Source organism: Yonghaparkia sp. Soil809 (assembly GCF_001429705.1).
In the GTDB taxonomy this organism is placed as follows: domain Bacteria; phylum Actinomycetota; class Actinomycetes; order Actinomycetales; family Microbacteriaceae; genus Microcella.
Genome location: NZ_LMSV01000001.1, coordinates 445276 through 465034, shown reverse-complemented (window position 1 = coordinate 465034; position 19759 = coordinate 445276). Strand labels below are relative to the sequence as shown.

Here is a 19759-nt window from a genome sequence, read left to right as displayed (position 1 = left end):
ACCGGCGCCCTCTCCCCCGACGCCCCGGAGGTTCCCATGACCCGCATCCAGCTCGCCCCGAGGGGCCGAGCGCAGAGGCGCAGCACGAGCAGCTACGCACGCAAGGATCTCCGGCTCGCCCTCTATCTCGTGCTGCCCGCGGCCGCCGCGATCTTCATCGTCATGATCGTCCCGCTCGGCTTCGCTCTCATCGCCAGCACGTTCGAGTACAGCCTGGGTCAGGAAGAGTCGGCGGTCTTCGTCTTCCTTGACAACTACGCCAAGTTCTTCGCTGACCCCGTGGCCATCTCCTCGTTGCTCAACACCGCCCTGTTCACCGTGATGTCGCTGTTCCTCTGCATGCTGATCGGCGTCGGCATGTCCGTCCTGCTCAAGAGCCTGAACCCGCGCACCGGCAACATCCTCCGGGCGATCTTCGCGATGCCGCTGCTGATCTCCCCGATCATCGTCAGCCTCATCTGGCGGTACATGTACGACCCCACCTACGGACTCGTCTACTACGTGCTGAGTTGGTTCGGGCTGGAGGAGTGGGGCGGTCTGACCGACACCACCACGGCCCTCTTCAGCATCGTGATCACCGATGTCTGGCACGCCGTCCCGTTCATCATCCTCGTGACGTCAGCGGGTCTGACCGTGATCCCGGAAGAGCTCTACGAGGCGGCCCGCATCGATGGAGCAGGGACGATCGGCACGCTTGTCAACGTCACGCTGCCGCTCCTCGTCAAGACATTGATCGTGCTCATCCTCATCCGCGGCACCGACGCCTTCCGCGTCTTCGACCTCATCTACGGACTCACGGGCGGCGGCCCCGCGAACTCGACCTCATCCCTGAGCATCTACGCCTACAAGCAGGCCTACGAGAACAACGAGATGGGCTACGCCATGGCCGTGGCGATGATCACGCTCATCGCCCTTGTGATCCTGTTCGGACCGCTCATGCGCAACTCCGCTCGAAGCAAGGGCGACTCATGACCAAGCGCGCGCTCGTCACCATTGCGAAATGGCTCGTGATCGTCCTCTTCCTGCTCTGGACGGTCGTCCCGATCGCGCTCATCATCGTCAACTCGTTCAAGCGGGCGAAGGACATCTTCACCGACGTCCCGAAGATCTTTTTCGAACCGACGCTCGATAACTACGTGAACGCCTTCACGAAGAGCGACTTCGGCCTCTACTTCATCAACAGCACGGTCGTCGCCGTGTGCTCGACCTTCATCGTGATCGTGCTGGCGACCTTCGCGTCGTACGGCCTCACGAGCTTCGAGCTGCGGTTCGCGAACTCGGTGGCGAACGGCTTCCTGGTCGGCAAGCTGGTCCCTGGTATCGCGATGATGCTCCCGATCTTCGTGATCATCAACGCGGTCGGATTGCGCGGCACGCTCGTCGGGCCCGTGCTGGCTCACGTGGCGCTGAATCTTCCGTTCGCGGTGTGGCTGCTCATGGGGTTCTTCCGCGACATCCCGCGCGAGCTCGAGCACGCCGCGATGATCGACGGATGCACGCGCATGCAGGCGTTCTGGCGCGTCATGCTCCCTGTCGTCGTCCCAGGGATCGCCGCGGTGTTCATCCTGAGCGCGCAGTACTCGTGGAACGAGCTCCTGTTCTCGCTGCAGCTGACCACCTTGGAGACCTACACGCTGCCCGTCGGCATCGCGAGCTTCGTCGGCGCCATCTCGGTCGACTGGGGGCTGTCGAGCGCCGCAGCCACCGTGACCATGGTGCCCATGATCATCATCGGCTTCTTCGTGCAGAAGTACATCGCTGAGGGCACGACCGGAGGGGCGGTGAAGGGATGACCGCGCCACTGGACGTCCTCACGATGGGTCGGGTCGGCGTCGACCTCTATCCGCTGCAGGACAGCACGCCGCTCGAGGACGTCGCGACCTTCAGCAAGTCGGTCGGCGGAAGCGCCACGAACGTCGCGATCGCGGCCGCTCGACATGGTCGGGCGAGCGCGGTAATCACCGCCGTCGGCGACGATCCGTTCGGCCGCTTCGTCGCACGCGAGGTGGCGCGACTCGGAGTCGACCCGCGGTACATCGCGGTCACGGCTGGCCTCAACACGCCCGTCGCGTTCTGCGAGATGTTCCCGCCCGATCACTTCCCCATCTACTTCTACCGCGAGCCCGTCGCACCCGATCTCATGATCGAGGCCGGGTCCCTGGATCTCGAGGCGGTGCGGGAGTCCAGGATCTACTGGTCGACGGTCACAGGCCTCTCCCGGGAGCCCAGTCGCGCCGCTCACCATGCGGCCTGGTCGGCGCGGGGACGAGCGGGAATCACGGTGCTCGATCTCGACTACCGACCGATGTTCTGGGACAGCGCGCAGCAGGCGCGGGCGCAGGTGGCGAGCGCGCTCGAGCACGTGAGCGTCGCCGTCGGCAATCGCGAGGAGTGCGAGATCGCGGTGGGGGAGACCGACCCGCATCGAGCGGGGGATGCTCTGCTCGAGCGCGGCGTCGAGCTGGCGATCGTGAAGCAGGGCCCGAAGGGCGTTCTCGCGAAGACTCGCGACGAATCCGTCGAAGTGGCACCGTTCCCCGTCGACGTCGTCAACGGCCTCGGGGCGGGGGACGGATTCGGTGGCGCACTCTGCCACGGGCTCTTGAGCGGCTGGTCGCTCGAGGCCACGCTGCGCTTCGCCAACGTCGCGGGAGCGATCGTGGCGAGTCGGCGCGAATGCTCGACCGCGATGCCGAGCACCGACGACGTTGAACGCCTCTTGGAAGGGACGCCTCAGTGACGACTCAGCGAGACTTCGAGGCGGTTCGCCACGCCAGGGCATCCGATCCGGAGGCGATCCGCCGTGCGCTGGTGAACCGATCGCGGCGGCCTCTGCTCGTCGGCGACAACCGGCTGTTCATCCTCGCTGCTGATCACCCGGCGCGAGGGTCGCTGGGTGTCGGCACCGACGGCATGGCGATGGCCGATCGCTACGACCTGCTCGACCGCCTCGCGGAGGGTCTGGCCAACCCTCGAGTCGACGGGTTCCTCGGCACTGCCGACCTCGTCGAGGACCTCGCGCTCATGGGCGCTCTGGAGGACAAGATCGTCGTCGGCTCCATGAATCGCGGAGGCCTCAAGGCCGCGGTGTTCGAGATGGACGACCGATTCACTGCGTACGACCTCGACACCATCCGCGAGCTGAATCTCGACTTCGCGAAGCTCCTCGTGCGGATCAATCTGCAGGACGCCGGCTCGGCTCAGACGCTGCACACCGCCGGCGATATCGTGACGCGCGCCGCCGAGGCGCGGATGCCGCTCATGATCGAGCCGTTCATGAGCGAATGGTCGGAGGGCTCGATCAAGAACGACCTCACGGCCGACGCCGTCATCAGGTCTGTGGCGATCGCGTCTGCGCTGGGCGCGAGCTCGGCGTACACGTGGCTCAAGCTCCCGGTCGTTCCCGATATGGAGCGAGTCATGAAGGCCACGACGCTCCCGACCCTCCTGCTGGGCGGCGACCCGGCGATGGCATCGGAGGACATCTACCGATCGTGGGAGAACGCACTCGGCCTGCCAGGCGTTCGCGGACTGGTCGTCGGTCGGACGATCCTGTACCCCCCGGATGGCGACGTGGGCCGTGCTGTGGAGCGCGCCGCCGAGCTCGTGCACGGCGCCCGCTGACGCCGCTCGTGCTACTTCTCGACGAGCGTGACCTCGAACGAGTAGAGGTCGGGCCGGTAGGAGTGCTCGCCGTACTCGACGGCGTGTCCCGACTGGTCGTACAACGTGCGCGACATGACGAGCACCGGCGAGCCCGCCTTTTGCGCGAACAGCTTCGCCTCCTCCGGCGTCGCGCTCCGCGCGCCGATCGTCTGGCGGGCGACGCGCATGGTCGTGCCACGCGCTCGCATGAGCTGGTAGAGCCCATGCTTCTCGAACTGATCGGCGGTCAACGTCAGAAACTCGGGCGGGAGGAAATTCTCCAGGAGGGCGAAGGGCACGCCATCGGATGCCCGAAGTCGCTTGATATGGAGGACCGACGTCCCGGCGGGGAGGGTCAGCGACTCGAGGACCTCCGCGGACGGCACGACCTCTTCGTGCAGCAGGACGGTTGTGGAGGGGGAGCGGTTCGACAGGCTGAGGTCGTCGTAGAGACTCGTGAGCTCGACGCTGCGCGTGAGCCGTCCCCTGACGACCTGGGTGCCCACCCCGCGTCGTCGCACGAGAAGGCCCTGGTCGACGAGCTCCTGGATGGCGCGGCGGATCGTCGGTCGCGAGATGGCGAGCTGCTCGGCGAGCGCGAGCTCGTTCTCGATCCGAGAGCCGGGCGGCAGCGCCCCGCTCTCGATGGCCGCCTGCATGCGACGAGCGATCTGGTAGTAGAGCGGCACGGGGCCCGAGCGATCGAGGTCCATGAAGAGTTCGGCCGTGGGGATGGTCGGCTCGGCCTGCGAGGCGGACGGCGGAGGCAAGGGCATACCAAAATGATAAGACAAAGAAACATAATGGCAAGTGTGAACGGGTTCGCGAGTGGCGCGGAGCCGATTCGGCCGCACCGAGTACGAGGAGAGAGCGCATGAAGGCAGTGGTCAAGATGGGGCGGGGGCCGGACAATGTCGTCCTGCGCGACGTGGAGGAGCCGGTCGCGGTCCCCGGCCACGTCCGCGTGCGCGTCGTGGCGACGGGCATCTGCGGCACGGACATCCATGTCGCCCACGACGAGTACGCCCACGAAGTCCCGGTGATCATGGGGCACGAGATCCTCGGAGTGGTCGACGCGGTCGGGGACGGGGTCGACGAGCAGTGGATCGGCGCCCGCGTCGCGTGCGAGACCTACTACTCGACCTGCGAGACGTGCGAGTGGTGCCGGGCCGGACGGCGCAATCTCTGCCCGTCTCGCCGATCGCTCGGTTCGTTCGAGAACGGGGGCTTCTCGGCATTCGTCGTCATGCCGGTGACCAACCTGCACCGACTTCCGGATTCGCTCGGGCCGCTGGACGGCGTGCTGGCGGAGCCTCTTGCGTGCGTGGTGCAGTGCCTGCTCGACCCCGCGGTCGTCAACGCCGGCGATCGCGTGCTCGTCACGGGGCCGGGAGCGATGGGGCAGCTCGCGGCGCAGGTGGCTCTCGCGCAGGGAGGGAGGGTGACGCTGATCGGCCTCGCGAAGGATTCCGACCGACTCGCGATCGCCGCGGCACTGGGCATCACCACGAGCACGGAAGCGCCCGAGACGGACGCCTATGACGTCGTCATCGAATGCTCGGGAAGCGCCCCGGGTGCTGCGGCGGCGCTGCGCGCCGCCCGGCGCGGCGGTCGCTACGTCCAGGTCGGGATCTTCGGCAAAGAGGTGACGCTGCCGTTCGACGTCGTGCTCTACAAGGAGCTCGTGGTCTCGAGCGGCTTCGCCTCGACCGCCACGTCCTGGCGCCGCGCCATCGCGCTGATCGAGCAGGGCCAAGTGTCGCTCGGCCCGCTCGTGACGCGAGAGGTGCCGATCGAACGATTCGCTGAGGCCTTCGCCGCGGCGGCCGCCGGCGAGGGCATCAAGACGGTCATCATCCCGTCGTGACGATCCCCTCCCGCGAGATCCCCGTCACCTGATCGTCGGTGGCGGGGAAGACGGTCATCGTGATCCAGCTCGATGTGCTCTCGCCGGGCTCGAGGACGATCTGCTGTCCTCGCTCGATCGCACCGACCAGCCCGTCGAACGGCCACGAGCGCTGTGGCTCGAGGCCGACCATCCGGGCCCGGCCGTACCAGGGGAATCCCGGGTCGCCGTTCTGCAGCCACAGCCACATATGCGGGAAGGTGGCGAGATCCCACGCGAGACCGACTGCGGGCCGGCCGTCGGCCAGCGGAGGTCGCAGCGCCACCCAGCCTTCGGCGAGATTGGGCAGATAGGTCACTCTCACCTGCTCCTCGGCGGGGATGACCGACAGATCGGCGGAGCCGCCGTCCGATCGGGGGAGTGTCGGCCATGCGCCGCTCCCGGTTGCGAGCGGACCGGGGATCGTCGGCTCGACGATCGCCGTGGGTGCGCTGGGGAGGTCGATCCGAGATCCGGTGATGGCGGGGAAGGTCGGATGGTGGCCCCAGATGAAAGGGACGGGCCGGGCGCCGACATTGACGACGGTCTCCTCCACGAGCACGGCGGGGTGGTCTTGCGCGAGACGGATCGTCCTCGTGAGCTCGAGGGGCAGTCGGGCGACCGCACGCAGTGAGCACGAGTCGACGGTCTCGGACAGGACCGAGAGCCGGGCGAGCGCGGTCTCCCCGTGGAAGGCGACAGGTACGCCGTCGACCACTCCTTCGGCGCCCGCGTTCGGGAACAGCACCTGCCAGCCGGCTCGGTACATCGACAGGAAGTCCAGCTCGCTCGAGCCGTACCCGGGCCCGTCCGCGGCGGACAGCGGAGCATCCCATTCGTGCCATGCGAGCAGATTGGGGGATCCATGCGCCACGACGGACTGCAGCTCTCCTCCCCGATTAGGGTCGAGGCGAACCGTCAGATGGGGGGAGCGCAGCGTGATCATGCGCTGCGCTTGTGCCCGACGGAGCCGTTGAGCGTGAGCCCGCCGTCCACCAGCAGCATCTGCCCCGTCACATAGCGCGCGCCCGAGGATGCCATCATCACGATGCAGTCGGCGATCTCCTCCGGAGCCGCGATCCGGGCGAGCGGGATGCGCGCTCGGTAGGTCTCTCGGACGTCATCCGTGTAGCTCTCCGCGTTGAGCGGCGTCTCGGTGGCTCCGGGCGCCACGGAGTTCACGGTGACGCCGGTCGGCCCGAGCTCGACCGCCAGCGCGCGCGTCAACCCGCCGATGCCACCTTTCGCGGTCACATAGGCCGTCATGTCGGTCGGCGGGAGCGGGTCGACCGCCGAACTGACATTGATGATGGTGCCTCGACCGGCGGGGACCATGACGCGCGCCGCCGCACGAGCGCCGCGCACGTACCCGAGCAGGTTCGTGTCGAGAAGCCTCTGCCAGTCCTCGTCCGACATCGACAGGAACGGCTGCACGAGGAGACGTGCCGCGTTGTTCACCCACACGTCGATGCGGCCCCATCGACGAACGACCTCCGCAGCGAGCGCGTCCACGTCGTGCGTCGAACCGGTGTCGCCCACAGCGATGCAGGCCTCGCCCCCGCGTCCGATGATCTCCTGCTCGAGCTCTCGGGAGACCTCCGGATCCGCTCCCCGGTGCATGCCGGCGACGCGGAAGCCCTGCTCGGCGAAGGCGAGGGCGGCTGCGCGTCCGATGCCGCGGGATATCCCCGTGATGACGACGGTCGGCGAATCGGTATTGGCCACGAGCTCCTCCTACGTTAGTATGTAAAGACATTCTGACCGCATGGTCACCCTGATGTCCAGCCGAGAGGGCCGATGCGCATGTCGAGCTCGACCGAGCGGCCCCGTGCCGCCATCGTCGGAACCGGATTCATCGGCGCCGTCCATCTGGACGCGCTGCGGCGACTCGGCGTTCCCGTCGCGGGCGTTCTCGGATCCTCGCACTCGCGCAGCGTGGAGTTCGCGCAATCGTGGGGCCTCGGACGCGCCTATCGCGACTACGACGAGCTGCTGTCGGATGAGGCTGTCGATGTCGTGCACATCACCTCGCCGAACGATCAGCACTTCCCTCAGGCGCGCGATGCCCTGCGGGCCGGCAAGCACGTCGTGTGCGAGAAGCCGTTGGCGATGGATTCGGTCGAGACCGGGCAGCTCGCGGCGCTCGCCGAGTCGACGGGTCTGGTCGCGGCGGTCAACTTCAACATCCGCTTCTATCCGCACGTGCACGAGATGCGGAGTCGCGTCGCGACGGGCTCCGTCGGGCGCCCGTATCTCGTCACCGGGTCATACCTCCAGGACTGGCTGCTGCTGGACACGGACTGGAACTGGAGGCTCGACAGCGCTCGGGGGGGCGACCTCCGCGTTGTCGGAGACATCGGCTCGCACTGGTTCGATCTCGCAAGCTTCGTGACCGGTCAGCGCATCGTGGAAGTCATGGCCGATCTGACGACGTTCATTCCGGTCAGGAGGCGGCCGAGCGGAGAGGTCGCGACCTTCAGCGCCGTCTCGGGGCCCACGACGGACGCGAAGATCGGATCCGAGGACGGCGGAAGCATCCTTCTCCGTTTCGACGGCGGAGCGCGCGGGGCCGTCTCCGTGTCGCAGGTGAGCGCAGGGCGGAAGAACGCGGTGTCGATCGAGGTGAGCGCATCGACGGCATCCCTGTCGTGGCGCGGCGAGCGGCCCGACGAGCTCTGGATCGGTCACCGCGAGTCGCCGAACGAGGTCCTCCTCCGCGACCCCGCCCTGCTCTCTCCTTCGGCAGCGAGTATCACAAGGCTGCCGGGTGGTCATGCCGAGGGGTTCGAGAACGGATTCGCAGCTCTCTACGCGGCCGTCTACGGGGATGTCGCAGCCGGCGGACCTGCCGCAGATCCGACGTACGCAACCTTCGCCGACGGGCACTACGAGGCTCTCGTGATCGATGCCGTCGCGGAGAGCGCACGCACCTCGTCGTGGACGGCCGTCGCCGACCACGGATTCGGAACAACAGGAAGTGAGCGAACATGAAGCTGGGACTCCTCACCGCGGCGTTCCCCACGCTGACCCTCGACGAGGTCGCGGACTGGGCGTCGAGCAACGGGTTCGAGGCGATCGAGATCGCCGTCTGGCCGACCGGCGCCGGCGCCTCGCGGCGGTACGCGGGAACCGCCCACATCGACGTCGAATCGCTCGATGCATCGAGCGCGCAGCGCATCGTCGACGACCTCGCCGAGAAAGGACTTTCGATCTCGGCCCTCGCCTACTATCCCAATCCGCTCTCGGCCGACGAGACGGAGGCCGCGGCCGCCTTCGAGCACCTCAAGGCGGTCGTGCGCGCCGCGAAGCTCCTGGGGGTGTCGACCGTCGGGACCTTCGCGGGCCGCGACAAGGGCACGTCGCTCGACGAGAACTTCGATCGATTCGCCGCCGTCTGGCCGGAGATGGTGCATTATGCGGGGGATCATGGCATTCGGATCGCCATCGAGAACTGCCCCATGATCTTCAGCGGGGATGAGTGGCCGGGGGGGACGAACATTGCCTTCAGCCCGGCGAACTGGCGGCGGATGTTCGAGATCATCCCGGACGAGAACTTCGGTCTGAACTTCGACCCCTCGCACCTTGTCTGGCAGTTCATCGACATCCCCCGAGCCGTCCACGAGTTCGGCGACCGGATCTTCCACGTGCATGCGAAGGACCTGGAGATCCGGAGGGACGGGCTGTACGACCACGGGATCATTAGCGCCGGAGTCGGATGGCAGGTGCCTCGGCTCTGCGGCCTCGGCGAGGTGGATTGGGGCGCCTTCTTCGGAGCGCTCTACGCGGTCGGCTACGACCATGTGGCTTCGGTCGAGCACGAGGATCGCGCGTTCGAAGGGTCAGTGGAACTCGTTCAGCGCGGGTTCCGAATCGCGAGAGACACCCTGCGACCGTTCGTGCACTGATGCCGGCCGCTCTGCGCTTCGGCGTGATCGGCAGCGGCACCTGGGCGCGATCCGTCCACATCCACGCCGCAGCCTCGGAGCCGCTGGTGCAGCTCACCGGTGTGCTCGGCCGCGACGCCGATCGAACGACGGCCGCAGTGGACGGCACGTCGGCGCAGCCGTTCTCTCAGCTCGAGAAGTTCCTCGATGCGGTCGACATCGTCGGATTCGCGGTGCCGCCCGCGGTGCAGATTCGCATGGCACGGAGCGTGATCGAGGCGGGCAAGCACGTGCTGCTCGAGAAGCCCGTCGCGATCGATGCGGACGACGCGGCCGACCTCGCTGCACGCGCTCGCGCACGCTCGATCCGATCCCTCGTGTTCTTCACGCATCGCTTCGTTCCCGAGCTCGCGAAGTGGACGGCGGAAGCGAAGGGCGAGGGCCCGTGGGCCATCGGCCGGGTCGACAGCTACTCGTCGCTGCTCGCAGTCGCAGGCGATGCGGTCGCCGACTCCGCCTGGCGCCACGAGCATGGGTCGCTCTGGGATGTCGGCCCGCATGCGGTGGCTCGTCTGTGCGGCGTGCTCGGCCCGGTTGCGACGGCCGTCGCCCGCCGCGGGAGGGGCGACTGCCGCACGATCGTGCTCCAGCACGACTCCGGGGCGATCGGCATCATCTCGCTCGCCGCCGACCTGCGCATCGCGCCGCCCGGCGGCATGCAGCTGGTCGGCTCGCTGGGCAGCGCCGCTCCGCCAGCGGTCACGGACTGGGTCACCGGTGCGCGGCGCGCGTACCGCTGCGCTCTCCAGCGCCTCGCAGCAGAGGTCACGCACGGCGGCCCTGCGCACGAGTGCAATCTCGAGTTCGGCGCGCACGTCACGCGAGTGCTCTCCGCCGCGGAGCGCTCGACTCAGACCGATCGCGTCGAGGTCGTCTAGAGCGAGGCCAGGAGTGCCTCGGCGTTGCCCGAGAAGATCGCTGCGCGGTCGTCGTCGCTGATCTCGGCCTGCTCCACAGAGCGGATGACGTCTCGAGCGGAGAAGAACGGGGCGTCACTGCCGAACAGCACCCGACTCGCGCCGACCTCGCGAACGAAGTACTCGGTGACCGCTGGGTCGGCCTGATAGGCGATGTCCACGTGCAGGTTGGGCGTGGCCGTGACGGCTCGCACCGCTTGCGACCGCTGATCCTCGGTGAACAGGGGATGGCCCATGACGAACGTGAGCAATGGGTAGTCGGCCGCGACCTGGGCGATCGCGCTCGGGCTGGCCTTCGGATCCGGCGTCGAGTGCAGAAGGATGAGCGCAGGCGTGCTCGCGACGGCGTCCAGCACTGCTGAGAACGCGGCCGACCGCACGGTGAACCCTTCGAAGGTCGCATGAAAGGCGAGCCCCTTAAGCCCCAGCTCATCGATCGCGCGACGTGCTTCGGCAACCCCCGCCAGGCCGTGTCGCACCTCGACGCTGCCGAGTCCGGCGAGGAACAGCCCAGGATGCGCGACCACTGCCGCGGCCACGGCATCGTTCGCGCGGCGGGTGTCGATGATGCCCTCGGTCTGAAGACCGCCGGCTGCGACCGAGATGACCGACCTCGTGACCCCGCTCGCCGCCATCTCGGCGATCCACTCGTCGACTGTCTGGCCGACGTCGGAGGTGATCGTGCGTCCGATGTGCGCGTGCACGTCGATGACGGAGTGCGCCACCGTCACGACCCGATCGGCAGCTTGCGACCCTGCCGACCCGACTCGTAGGCGGCATCGAGGATCAACTGGGTCTTGAGACCGAACCGCGCGTCGCTGCGCACCTCCGTGTCATCCAGGCATGCGTCGACGAAGTGCTGGTGCTGCGGAACCCAGGGGCTCTCCTCGCCGTTGATGTGCATCGAGAACTCGCGGTGGTCCGCGGCCATCACGGGGAGCTTGGGGCTGATCCAGCCGTCTGAAAGCAGTTCGTCGGTCGCCGACTTCTCGCTCGTGAAGACGCGGAACGTGGGCCGCGCCGCGGCATCCCACTGCACGGTGCCCTTCGTGCCGTATACGGCCCACTGATCCTTGAAGGCCATCGTTGCCCCGCCCGGCTCCTGCAGCCGGTTGGAGCCTGAGATCTCGAGGATCGCCGAATCGGTTCGAATCACCATGACCGCCGTGTCTTCGACCTGGATGTCGGCGGTGAGCGCCCCGTACTCGGCGTACACGCTCTGCACCTCGGGATTCCCGAGCAGGTAGAGCGCATTGGAGACGTGGTGCACGCTGCCGTCGAGCATGATGCCGCCGCCCGCGAGCGCCGGATCGAATCGCCAGCTGCTGGTCACGTCGGGAGTGTGCCAGGCCATGATCGCCTTGAAGAGGAAGGGGTCGCCGATGAGCCCTGCCTCGATGATCGCGCGAGCGCGCTCGATGGGGGGGAGGAAGAGCTCGAAGAACGAGACCATGAGCTTGAGGCCGGTCGTGTCGGCGAGCTCGAGTGCGGCGCGCGCCTCGTCGACGTTCGCGGTCATCGGCTTCTGCACGAGCACGTGCTTGCCGGCCTCCAGTGCCTTGATGATCAGCGGGCCGTGCGACTTCGATGACGTCGAGATCACGACGGCGTGGACGTCGTCGCGCTGGAGCACAGCATCCAGGTCGGTCGAGTGCGTCTCGAAACCGAATCGTTCCTTGAATCGGAGCGCGGCCGCCTCATCGATGTCGACGCTCGCGATCAACCGGGCGCGAGCCACCTTGGTGAGCGCGAAAGCGTGGCTGCGGGCGATGCCGCCGCAGCCGACCATGGCGATGCCGAGAGTGTCGGGCATGGAGTGTGGGTCCTTTCGACGGCGAAGATCGGGCGGCTCGGCGGGTTGGCCATCGCGCTACGACTATGACAGAATGTTCGCACATAGTCTGACGCGCCGTCAAACCCCGACGCGTCTCGCCGAGAGATCGGATCCGCTCATGACCGCAGGCGCGCTGACGAGGGTGTCGTGCGTGCTCTTCGACCTCGACGGTACTCTCGTCGATTCGGCGCCCGGCATCACGGAATGCCTTGCGCAGACGGTGCGAGACTTCGGCGGCGACGACCATCCGCCCGAGTCGTTGCGGGAATTCGTCGGGCCGCCCGTCGTCGAGACCCTTCGAGCGTTGACACGGGTGCCCGCTCCCGAGTTGCCCCGGGTGGTTCAGCACTACCGAGCCCTCTACTGGGAGCGCGGCATGCACGAGAGCTCGGTGTTCCCGGGTATCCGCGCGCTGCTGGATGCCATCCATCGCTCGAACGTGCCCATCGCTGTCGCAACCTCCAAGCGGGAGAGTCACGCACGCGCGATCCTGCAGCTCCACTCGCTCGACAGCGGCTTCATCGCGGTGCACGGTGCCGGTGAGGACGACGAGGGAGGAGGGAAGGTGACGGTGATCCGCGCCGCCCTCCGGAGCCTGGCAGCAGCAGCGGAAGCGCCCCTCATGATCGGCGACCGGTCCTTCGACATTCGCGCTGCGAGTGCGGTCGGTATTCCTTCATTGTTCGCGCAATGGGGGTACGGTCGCCGCCACGAGTCCGAGGGCTCGATCGTCACCGCGAGCGACCCCCTGCACGCGCGCGAGCTCATTAGCCCGCTGCTCTCCCGTCACGCCGAGCTGAACCCAGGAGAACGATGACTGCCTTCCCGACCTCGCTTCCCGCTGCGCGAACCGTCGCCCTGCGCGGCGGGCCCGCCCTGCGCTGGGGCATCCTCGCTCCCGGCGACATCGCGAAGGACTTCGTGCGAGCCGTCCACACGCACACCGATCAGCGCATCGAAGCGGTCGCCTCGCGATCCCTCGAACGCGCGCAGCAGTTCGCGGCGACGCACGGCATCGCCCGTGCCTACGGGGAGCACGCTCAGCTCGTCGACGACCCTGACATCGACATCGTGTACGTTGCCTCTCCGCACACCGAGCACAAGCGCCTGGCACTGCTCGCGATCGCGGCGGGGAAGCACGTGCTGATCGAGAAGCCCATCGGCGTCACCGCTCAGGACGCGCGCGACATCCAGGCCGCGGCGCGCCAGGCGGGCGTCTTCGCGATGGAGGGCATGTGGTCCCGCTATCTGCCGCAGACCGACGTCATGCTTCAGCTCTTCGAGGACGGTGTGCTGGGTGACGTTCGGCTCGTGCTCGCCGACTTCGCCACGATCGCGCCGACCGACCCGACCGGCCGGAACTACAACCCCGACCTCGCCGGCGGGTCCTTGCTCGATCTCGGCATCTACCCGATCTGGTTCAGCCAGCTCTTCCTCGGCGCTCCCGACCGCGTGTCGACGTTCGGCAGCCTGACCACGACCGGCGTCGATGCGCAGACCGCCATGGTGCTCGAGTTCGAGGGCGGTGCGCAGTCCGTCCTCACCACGAGCCTGCTGCACTTCAGCCCCGAGCGCGCGAGCGTCAACGGCACCGCTGCGCGCATCGAGGTGAATTCGTGGTTCGTGGTGCCGGCGGGCTTCGACCTGATCGCCCCCGGCAAGGGCGACAAACGCTTGTCGTTCGTCAACGACACCGGGCTCGAGTTCCGCGATGGGATCGCATGGGAGGCCGCGGCGGTCGCGCAGCATGTCGACGACGGTCTGCTCGAGTCGCCGGTCCACCCGCTCGACCTCTCCATCGAGATCATGACCACGATGGATGCGGTGCGCCGTTCGGTCGGGACGCTCGCGTGACGAGCGACGAACCGCTCGACCCCGACCGGCTCTTTCCCGTCGAGGGCCGCACGCGGGCGATCGCCCGCGAGCTCTACGCTCTCGTGGACGAGGCCCCGATCGTCTCGCCGCACGGGCACGTTCCTGCTCGACTGCTGCTCGACGACGCGCCGTTCCCCGACCCGTCGACGCTGCTCGTCTCCGCAGATCACTACGTCACTCGGCTGCTGCACGCCGCGGGAGTCGAGCTCGCCGCTCTGCGGGAGAACCCCGACCCCCGCGAGGTCTGGCGACTGTTCTGCGATCACTGGCATTGGTTCCACGGCACGGCGGTCGGTTTCTGGATGAGGGAGACGCTGTCGACCGTGCTGGGCGTGAACGGAGCACCGCGCGCGACCATGTACGACACCCTCGTCGCGGCACTCGCGCAGCCCGGCATCCGGCCCAGGGCCCTGTTCGATGCGTTCCGAATCGACGTGCTCGCGACGACGGATGATCCGCTCGACGACCTCGCGGCGCATCAGGCGCTTCGTGCGGACCCGAGCTTTCGCGGTCGAGTGCTGCCCACGTTTCGGCCCGACGCCTACCTGGACCCGTCGATGCCGGGCTGGGGCGACCGGGTCGAGCGACTGGGGGCGACGAGCTACGCGACCTACCTCGATGCTCTGCGCGAGCGTCGCGCCTACTTCATCGCGCACGGTGCCGTCTCGGCCGATCACGGGGTCGCGCACGCCGCCGCGATCGACATCGACGACCGCGACGCAGCCGCGCTCTTCGAGCGAGCGCGATCCGGTGACCTTGACGCGAGCGAAGCGGCCATCTTCAGCGCTCACATGCTCCTCGCATCGGCGGAGATGTCGGTCGACGACGGCCTCGTCATGACGGTGCACGCGGGCGTGCAGCGGAATCACCACACGGCCACCTTCGATCGATTCGGTGGCGACACGGGTCACGACATCCCTCTGGCGACATCGTTCACCCAGCCCCTGCGCCCTCTTCTCGAGCGGTTCGGCACGACGCCCGGCTTCCACCTCGTGCTCTTCGCGATCGATGAGTCGGTGTGGTCGCGTGAGATCGCGCCGCTCGCCGGCTTCTATCCATCGGTGTTCATCGGGGCTCCGTGGTGGTTCCTCGACGCGCCGGACGCGAGCCGACGTTTTCGGGAGGCCACCGTCGAGACGGCCGGCTTCTACCGCGGCTCGGGGTTCATCGATGACACCCGAGCCTTCCTGTCGGTGCCGGCTCGACACACCATGGCGCGTCGAATCGACTCGGGCTTCCTCGCTCAGCGGGTCGTGGAAGGTCGGCTGACGATGTCGGAGGCCTCGAGAGTCGCGACGGACCTCGTCGGAGCGATACCGAGAGCGGCCTTCAAGCTGTGAGAGAGCTCAGCCGAGCCGCCATGGGCTCCTCCCCGGCGCCCGTCAGGATCGCTCACCTCGGGCTGGGAGCGTTCCATCGTTCGCACCAGGCCTGGTACACCGACGCGGTGACCGACGAGTGGGGGATCGCCGCATTCAGTGGCCGCCGCTCGACGGCCGCCGACGTGCTCGCGGGCCAGGGCGGCCTCTACACGCTCATCGAGCGGGGAGCGGATTCTGACCGCGCGTCCGTCGTCGCGAGCATCGTCGAAGCGACCGACGGGTCACGGGTCGATCGCCTGGTGGAGGTCGTCGCCGCCGAGACGACCGCGCTCGTCACCCTCACGATCACGGAGGCCGGCTATCGGCTCACGAGCGACGGCCGGCCGGACGAGACCGACCCGATCATGGCCGCCGATCTGGCAGGCGGAGTCCCGATCTCTGCGCTCGGTCGCCTCACCGTCGCTCTCGAAGCGCGGCGCCGAACGGGCGCTCCGATCGCGGTGGTGCCGTGCGACAACCTGCCGTCGAACGGCCCCTTCCTGCGGTCCGGTGTGCTCGCCATCGCCACACGGCGAGACCCCCGACTCGCCGAGTGGATCGAGACCAACGTGTCATTCGTCTCGACCTCGGTCGACCGCATCACCCCGAGACTCACGGAGGACGAGCGAGCGGTCGCCGGACGACTGGGCGGCTGGCTCGACGCGGCACCGGTCGTCACCGAACCCTTCACCGACTGGATCCTGAGCGGGGAGTTCCCGCTCGGGCGGCCTCGATGGGAGGACGCCGGGGCCCGATTCGTCGACCGCATCGACGCCTTCGAGCATCGCAAGCTCTGGCTGCTCAACGGGGCGCACTCCCTCCTTGCATCCCTCGGAGTCGTGCGCGGCTTCGCCGTCGTGGCCGAGGCCATCGTCGACCCGGTGTGCCGCGCGAGTGTGCTCGAGTTCTGGCGCGAGGCTCGTCGAGCTCTCGACGACGAGACGCTGGGGCTCGACGAGTACTGCACGGCGCTGCTCGGCCGCTTCGAGAATCCGCGCATTCGGCATGAGCTCGCGCAGATCGCCACCGACGCAGCCGCCAAGCTGCGGCTCCGCGTCGTGCCGACCGCACGCGCAGAACGTGAGGCCGGTCGCGATGCGGCAGGATGCGCGACCGCTGTGGCCGCGTGGATCGCCACGGTCCGAGCCGGACGATCGGGAGCCGACTCGGCGTCGGATGCCATCGCGGCCAGCGAGGGCGACCTCCGCGCTCTGGTCGCGATCCTCGACTCCGACCTCGCGGCCGATCGCGCCTTTCTCGACACCATCACCAACGCCCTCACGAACCTGCAGAAGGAGTCATCATGATCATCGAGCGTGCCGACGTCATCGTCACGAGTCCGGATCGGAACTTCGTCACCCTCCGGTTGGAGACGAGCGACGGCCACGTCGGACTCGGCGACGCCACCGTGAACGGCCGCGAGCTCGCCGTCGTGAGCTACCTGCGCGACCATGTGGTGCAGCTCCTGATCGGGCGAGATGCCTCACGGATCGAAGACACCTGGCAGTTCCTCTACCGGAGCGCCTACTGGCGACGCGGCCCCATCACCATGGCCGCGATCGCGGCCGTCGACATGGCGCTGTGGGACATCAAGGGCAAGGCGGCGGGCCTGCCGGTGTACCAGTTGCTCGGAGGCGCCAGCCGCACCGGACTGCTGGCTTACGGCCATGCATCCGGCCGAGACAACGAGGAGCTGTTCGACAGCGTCCGCAAGCACCAGGCGGAGGGCTACAAGGCCATCCGGATCCAGGCCGCGGTACCCGGCCTCACCTCGATCTACGGGATCGCGTCCAACGCGACCTTCGAAGCGAACAAGGGTGCCCGGTACGACCACGAACCCGCGCAGCGAGGCGCGTTCCCTGCCGAGGAGGATTGGGACACTCGCTCGTATCTCCGGCACATCCCCACCGTGTTCGAGGCGGTTCGGAACGAATTCGGACCGGAGATCCCGCTGCTGCACGACGGCCACCACCGCATGACACCGATCCAGGCCGCCTCACTCGGCAAGTCGCTCGAACCCTTCGACCTCTTCTGGCTCGAAGACCTCACGCCGGCCGAGAACCCCGAGGCGCTGCGGCTCGTCCGGCAGCACACCACGACGCCCCTGGCGATCGGCGAGATCTTCAACACCGTGTGGGACTACCAGCAGATCATCCGCGAGCAGCTGATCGACTACGTGCGCGGGGCCGTCACGCACATGGGAGGCATCAGCCACCTCAAGAAGACGCTGGAGTACGCGGCGCAGTACCAGATCAAGTCGGGCATGCACGGCCCGACCGACATCTCGCCGGTCGGCATGGCAGCGGCGATGCACCTCGGGCTGAGCATCCACAATTTCGGGATCCAGGAGTACATGAAGCACGGCGCAGCGACGAACACAGTGTTCGAGCAGTCGTTCAGCTGGTCGAACGGCATGCTGCACCCCGGCGACAAGCCCGGTCTCGGCGTCGAACTCAATCGCGATGAAGCAGGCAAGTACCCCTACGAGCAGGCCTATCTGCCCTACAACCGCCTCGCAGATGGAACGGTGCACGATTGGTGAGTCTCGTCGTCGTCATGGGCGTGACGGGTAGCGGCAAGTCCACCGTCGGCGGCCTGCTCGCCGCGCGGCTGGGGGTGCCTTTCGTCGACGCCGACGATCTGCACTCCCACGAGAGCATTGCCAAGATGACCCGCGGCGAGCCGCTCGTCGATGCGGACCGCTGGCCGTGGCTGGAGCGGGTCGCCGACGAGGTGGCCAGCGCGCGCGAGCGTGACGGGCTGGTCGTCGCGTGCTCCGCGCTGCGGGCGTCGTACCGCAAGGCGATCCGGCGCGGCGAGAACGACATCCTCTTCGTTCACCTCGCCCCCTCTGACGAGCTGCTCGCCCTGCGTCTGCATGCGCGTACGGGGCACTTCATGCCCCCGTCTCTTCTCGCGAGCCAGCTCGCCGTCGTGGAAGAGTTGTCGGTGGACGAAGAGGGAGTGACGGTGGATTCGGCGGCTTCAGCGGCGGAGATCGCCGACCTTGTCATGGACCGGCTCGTGCGATGACCGAAACGCTGCTGCTCGGCAGCTACACCGAGGAATTGCCGCACGTGCACGGTCGCGCGCAGGGCCTCATGGTGGCCGAGTACGGCGACCCCATTGGTCCGCTGCGCACGGTTCGCGTGCGCAACCCCTCCTGGCTCGCGGCCTCCGCAGACGGTTCGCACGTCTACGCCGTGATCGAAGCGGGTGGGGGCGACGCAGGGGAGGTGGCAGTCTTCTCGAGCCGCGACGGCTCGCTCGCGCTCAAGCAGCGCGCCTCGAGCGGCGGTCACGAGCCAGCCCACCTCGCCGTCGATCCTTCGGGCAGATTCCTGATCGTCTCCAACTACGCAGACGGGCGTGTGGCAGTCCTCGCACTGCGGTCCGATGGCTTCGTGGATGGTCTGACGCACGTCGTGCAGCATCAGGGTGCGAGCGTGCATCCGCGCCGGCAGCGAAGCGCGCACCCTCACCAGGTGGTGCCAGACGGCCGCACAGGCACCCTCCTCGTCACCGATCTGGGGCTCGATGCGGTCATCAGCTATGCGCTTGACGACTCGGGCAGGTTGAGCGAGCTGGGTCGGGTTGCCCTCCCCGCTGGCTCAGGCCCGCGCCACCTCGCCCTGCACCCCGACGGCCAGCACGTACTCGTGGTCAACGAACTCACGAGCACAGTCGCGGTGCTCGCGCGGTCGGGTAGCACCTTCGTCGTCCGGTCAGTGATCTCGACGTTGCCGGCAGGGCATTCAGCACCGAACCAGGCGAGCGCAGTGGCGGTGACCTCGGTGGGCGACGCGGTGTACGTCAGCAACCGCGGGCATGACAGCATCGCGGTCTTCGCCTGGAACGCGGGAGCGCTCAAGCCGCTGCAGTTCGAGCCGACTCGCGGCCGCACCCCGCGCGACGTCGCCCTGTCTCCCGACGGCGCGCTGTTGCACGTGGGCAACCAGGATTCCGACAGCGTCGTGACATTCGAGCGGACGAGCACCGGTCTCCTCGAGTTCCGCGATCAGTTCTTCGCTCCCACACCCGTTTGTCTCGTCATCGCCTCGCTCTCCTAGGCACTGCTCGCCGCCCCCGAACAACTTTCGCGTCGCTGGTGCGTGCGCGGCGTGACTTCCTCACTGACGCGCACCTGCGCAAGGTCGTGCGCCCCCGAACGATCAGGGCCACAATAGAGACGCGGCTCGACGACGCCCGCACGAGGGGCGTCGCCTGCGCCGCCGACCCGCGCAGCGCGAGCAGAGCGGGTCGCTCCACTCCTCGGCCGTGACCCGGCCCCACCGATC

Annotated in this window: 20 protein-coding genes; 15 read left to right on the top strand and 5 right to left on the bottom strand. The window is 67.9% G+C overall.

What is annotated here, in order from left to right; genetic code table 11:
* Positions 1 to 36 precede the first annotated feature (36 nt).
* The 4 genes from ASG83_RS02240 to ASG83_RS02225 are packed head-to-tail and all read left to right on the top strand — an operon-like array spanning position 37 to position 3624.
* The gene (locus ASG83_RS02240) at positions 37 to 972 is read left to right on the top strand and encodes a carbohydrate ABC transporter permease (RefSeq protein WP_055856629.1); all 936 of its coding nucleotides are present in this window, start codon (positions 37 to 39) and stop codon (positions 970 to 972) included.
* Complete coding sequence (locus ASG83_RS02235) at positions 969 to 1793, top strand: carbohydrate ABC transporter permease (RefSeq protein WP_055856626.1); 825 nt, start codon at positions 969 to 971, stop codon at positions 1791 to 1793. Before ASG83_RS02240 ends, ASG83_RS02235 begins: the two co-directional genes overlap by 4 nt.
* Entirely contained in the window at positions 1790 to 2740 is a 951-nt protein-coding gene (gene iolC / locus ASG83_RS02230; protein WP_055856623.1) for a 5-dehydro-2-deoxygluconokinase, read from the top strand. The genes ASG83_RS02235 and iolC overlap by 4 nt, the downstream gene beginning before the upstream one ends.
* Positions 2737 to 3624 carry a class I fructose-bisphosphate aldolase gene (locus ASG83_RS02225; RefSeq protein ID WP_055856622.1) on the top strand — a complete coding sequence of 296 codons (888 nt, stop codon included), beginning with the start codon at positions 2737 to 2739 and terminating at the stop codon, positions 3622 to 3624. Before iolC ends, ASG83_RS02225 begins: the two co-directional genes overlap by 4 nt.
* 11 nt (positions 3625 to 3635) lie before the next feature.
* On the opposite strand, the gene ASG83_RS02220 is transcribed toward ASG83_RS02225, so the two are convergent.
* Complete coding sequence (locus ASG83_RS02220; RefSeq protein ID WP_055856619.1) at positions 3636 to 4421, bottom strand: GntR family transcriptional regulator; 786 nt, start codon at positions 4419 to 4421, stop codon at positions 3636 to 3638.
* A 98-nt stretch (positions 4422 to 4519) separates the two neighbouring features.
* On the opposite strand from ASG83_RS02220, the gene ASG83_RS02215 reads away from it, so the two are divergent.
* The gene (locus tag ASG83_RS02215) at positions 4520 to 5512 is read left to right on the top strand and encodes an alcohol dehydrogenase catalytic domain-containing protein (protein ID WP_055856616.1); all 993 of its coding nucleotides are present in this window, start codon (positions 4520 to 4522) and stop codon (positions 5510 to 5512) included.
* Here the strand turns inward: ASG83_RS02215 and ASG83_RS02210 are convergent.
* Together ASG83_RS02210 and ASG83_RS02205 are read right to left on the bottom strand one after the other, a co-directional pair.
* On the bottom strand, positions 5499 to 6476 hold the full coding sequence (locus ASG83_RS02210; protein ID WP_156710913.1) for a hypothetical protein: 978 nt from the start codon (positions 6474 to 6476) through the stop codon (positions 5499 to 5501). The genes ASG83_RS02215 and ASG83_RS02210 overlap by 14 nt on opposite strands.
* Positions 6473 to 7255: an SDR family NAD(P)-dependent oxidoreductase gene (locus ASG83_RS02205; protein ID WP_055856610.1), complete on the bottom strand. Its 783-nt coding sequence runs from the start codon at positions 7253 to 7255 to the stop codon at positions 6473 to 6475. The genes ASG83_RS02210 and ASG83_RS02205 overlap by 4 nt, the downstream gene beginning before the upstream one ends.
* A gap of 78 nt (positions 7256 to 7333) precedes the next feature.
* Here ASG83_RS02205 and ASG83_RS02200 point away from each other — a divergent pair, with 78 nt between their 5' ends.
* From ASG83_RS02200 to ASG83_RS02190, 3 genes are read left to right on the top strand one after another with little or no spacing between them, the layout of a single operon-like run.
* A complete protein-coding gene (locus tag ASG83_RS02200; protein WP_055859087.1) occupies positions 7334 to 8521 on the top strand; it encodes a Gfo/Idh/MocA family protein in 1188 nt (395 codons plus the stop codon).
* Entirely contained in the window at positions 8518 to 9435 is a 918-nt protein-coding gene (locus ASG83_RS02195) for a sugar phosphate isomerase/epimerase (protein ID WP_055856608.1), read from the top strand. The genes ASG83_RS02200 and ASG83_RS02195 overlap by 4 nt, the downstream gene beginning before the upstream one ends.
* Positions 9435 to 10352: a Gfo/Idh/MocA family protein gene (locus tag ASG83_RS02190; RefSeq protein WP_055856606.1), complete on the top strand. Its 918-nt coding sequence runs from the start codon at positions 9435 to 9437 to the stop codon at positions 10350 to 10352. Before ASG83_RS02195 ends, ASG83_RS02190 begins: the two co-directional genes overlap by 1 nt.
* Here the strand turns inward: ASG83_RS02190 and ASG83_RS02185 are convergent.
* Both ASG83_RS02185 and ASG83_RS02180 read right to left on the bottom strand, forming a co-directional pair.
* Complete coding sequence (locus tag ASG83_RS02185) at positions 10349 to 11122, bottom strand: amidohydrolase family protein (protein ID WP_082514869.1); 774 nt, start codon at positions 11120 to 11122, stop codon at positions 10349 to 10351. The two genes, ASG83_RS02190 and ASG83_RS02185, sit on opposite strands and share 4 nt — an antisense overlap.
* Positions 11119 to 12204 (bottom strand): Gfo/Idh/MocA family protein, encoded by a 1086-nt coding sequence (locus ASG83_RS02180; protein WP_055856602.1) that lies wholly within the window; start codon positions 12202 to 12204, stop codon positions 11119 to 11121. The genes ASG83_RS02185 and ASG83_RS02180 overlap by 4 nt, the downstream gene beginning before the upstream one ends.
* 139 nt (positions 12205 to 12343) lie before the next feature.
* On the opposite strand from ASG83_RS02180, the gene ASG83_RS02175 reads away from it, so the two are divergent.
* The 7 genes from ASG83_RS02175 to ASG83_RS02145 are packed head-to-tail and all read left to right on the top strand — an operon-like array spanning position 12344 to position 19531.
* Complete coding sequence (locus ASG83_RS02175; RefSeq protein WP_055856599.1) at positions 12344 to 13042, top strand: HAD hydrolase-like protein; 699 nt, start codon at positions 12344 to 12346, stop codon at positions 13040 to 13042.
* Positions 13039 to 14079 carry a Gfo/Idh/MocA family protein gene (locus ASG83_RS02170; RefSeq protein WP_055856598.1) on the top strand — a complete coding sequence of 347 codons (1041 nt, stop codon included), beginning with the start codon at positions 13039 to 13041 and terminating at the stop codon, positions 14077 to 14079. Before ASG83_RS02175 ends, ASG83_RS02170 begins: the two co-directional genes overlap by 4 nt.
* Positions 14076 to 15440 carry a glucuronate isomerase gene (gene uxaC, locus ASG83_RS02165; protein WP_055856596.1) on the top strand — a complete coding sequence of 455 codons (1365 nt, stop codon included), beginning with the start codon at positions 14076 to 14078 and terminating at the stop codon, positions 15438 to 15440. The genes ASG83_RS02170 and uxaC overlap by 4 nt, the downstream gene beginning before the upstream one ends.
* A 20-nt stretch (positions 15441 to 15460) precedes the next feature.
* Positions 15461 to 16768, top strand: a complete 1308-nt coding sequence (locus ASG83_RS02160) for a mannitol dehydrogenase family protein (protein ID WP_055856593.1) — start codon at positions 15461 to 15463, stop codon at positions 16766 to 16768.
* A complete protein-coding gene (manD, locus tag ASG83_RS02155) occupies positions 16765 to 18003 on the top strand; it encodes a D-mannonate dehydratase ManD (protein ID WP_055856590.1) in 1239 nt (412 codons plus the stop codon). Before ASG83_RS02160 ends, manD begins: the two co-directional genes overlap by 4 nt.
* Positions 18000 to 18494: a gluconokinase gene (locus ASG83_RS02150; RefSeq protein ID WP_235459992.1), complete on the top strand. Its 495-nt coding sequence runs from the start codon at positions 18000 to 18002 to the stop codon at positions 18492 to 18494. Before manD ends, ASG83_RS02150 begins: the two co-directional genes overlap by 4 nt.
* Positions 18491 to 19531, top strand: a complete 1041-nt coding sequence (locus ASG83_RS02145; RefSeq protein ID WP_055856587.1) for a lactonase family protein — start codon at positions 18491 to 18493, stop codon at positions 19529 to 19531. Before ASG83_RS02150 ends, ASG83_RS02145 begins: the two co-directional genes overlap by 4 nt.
* Positions 19532 to 19759: the final 228 nt, after the last annotated feature.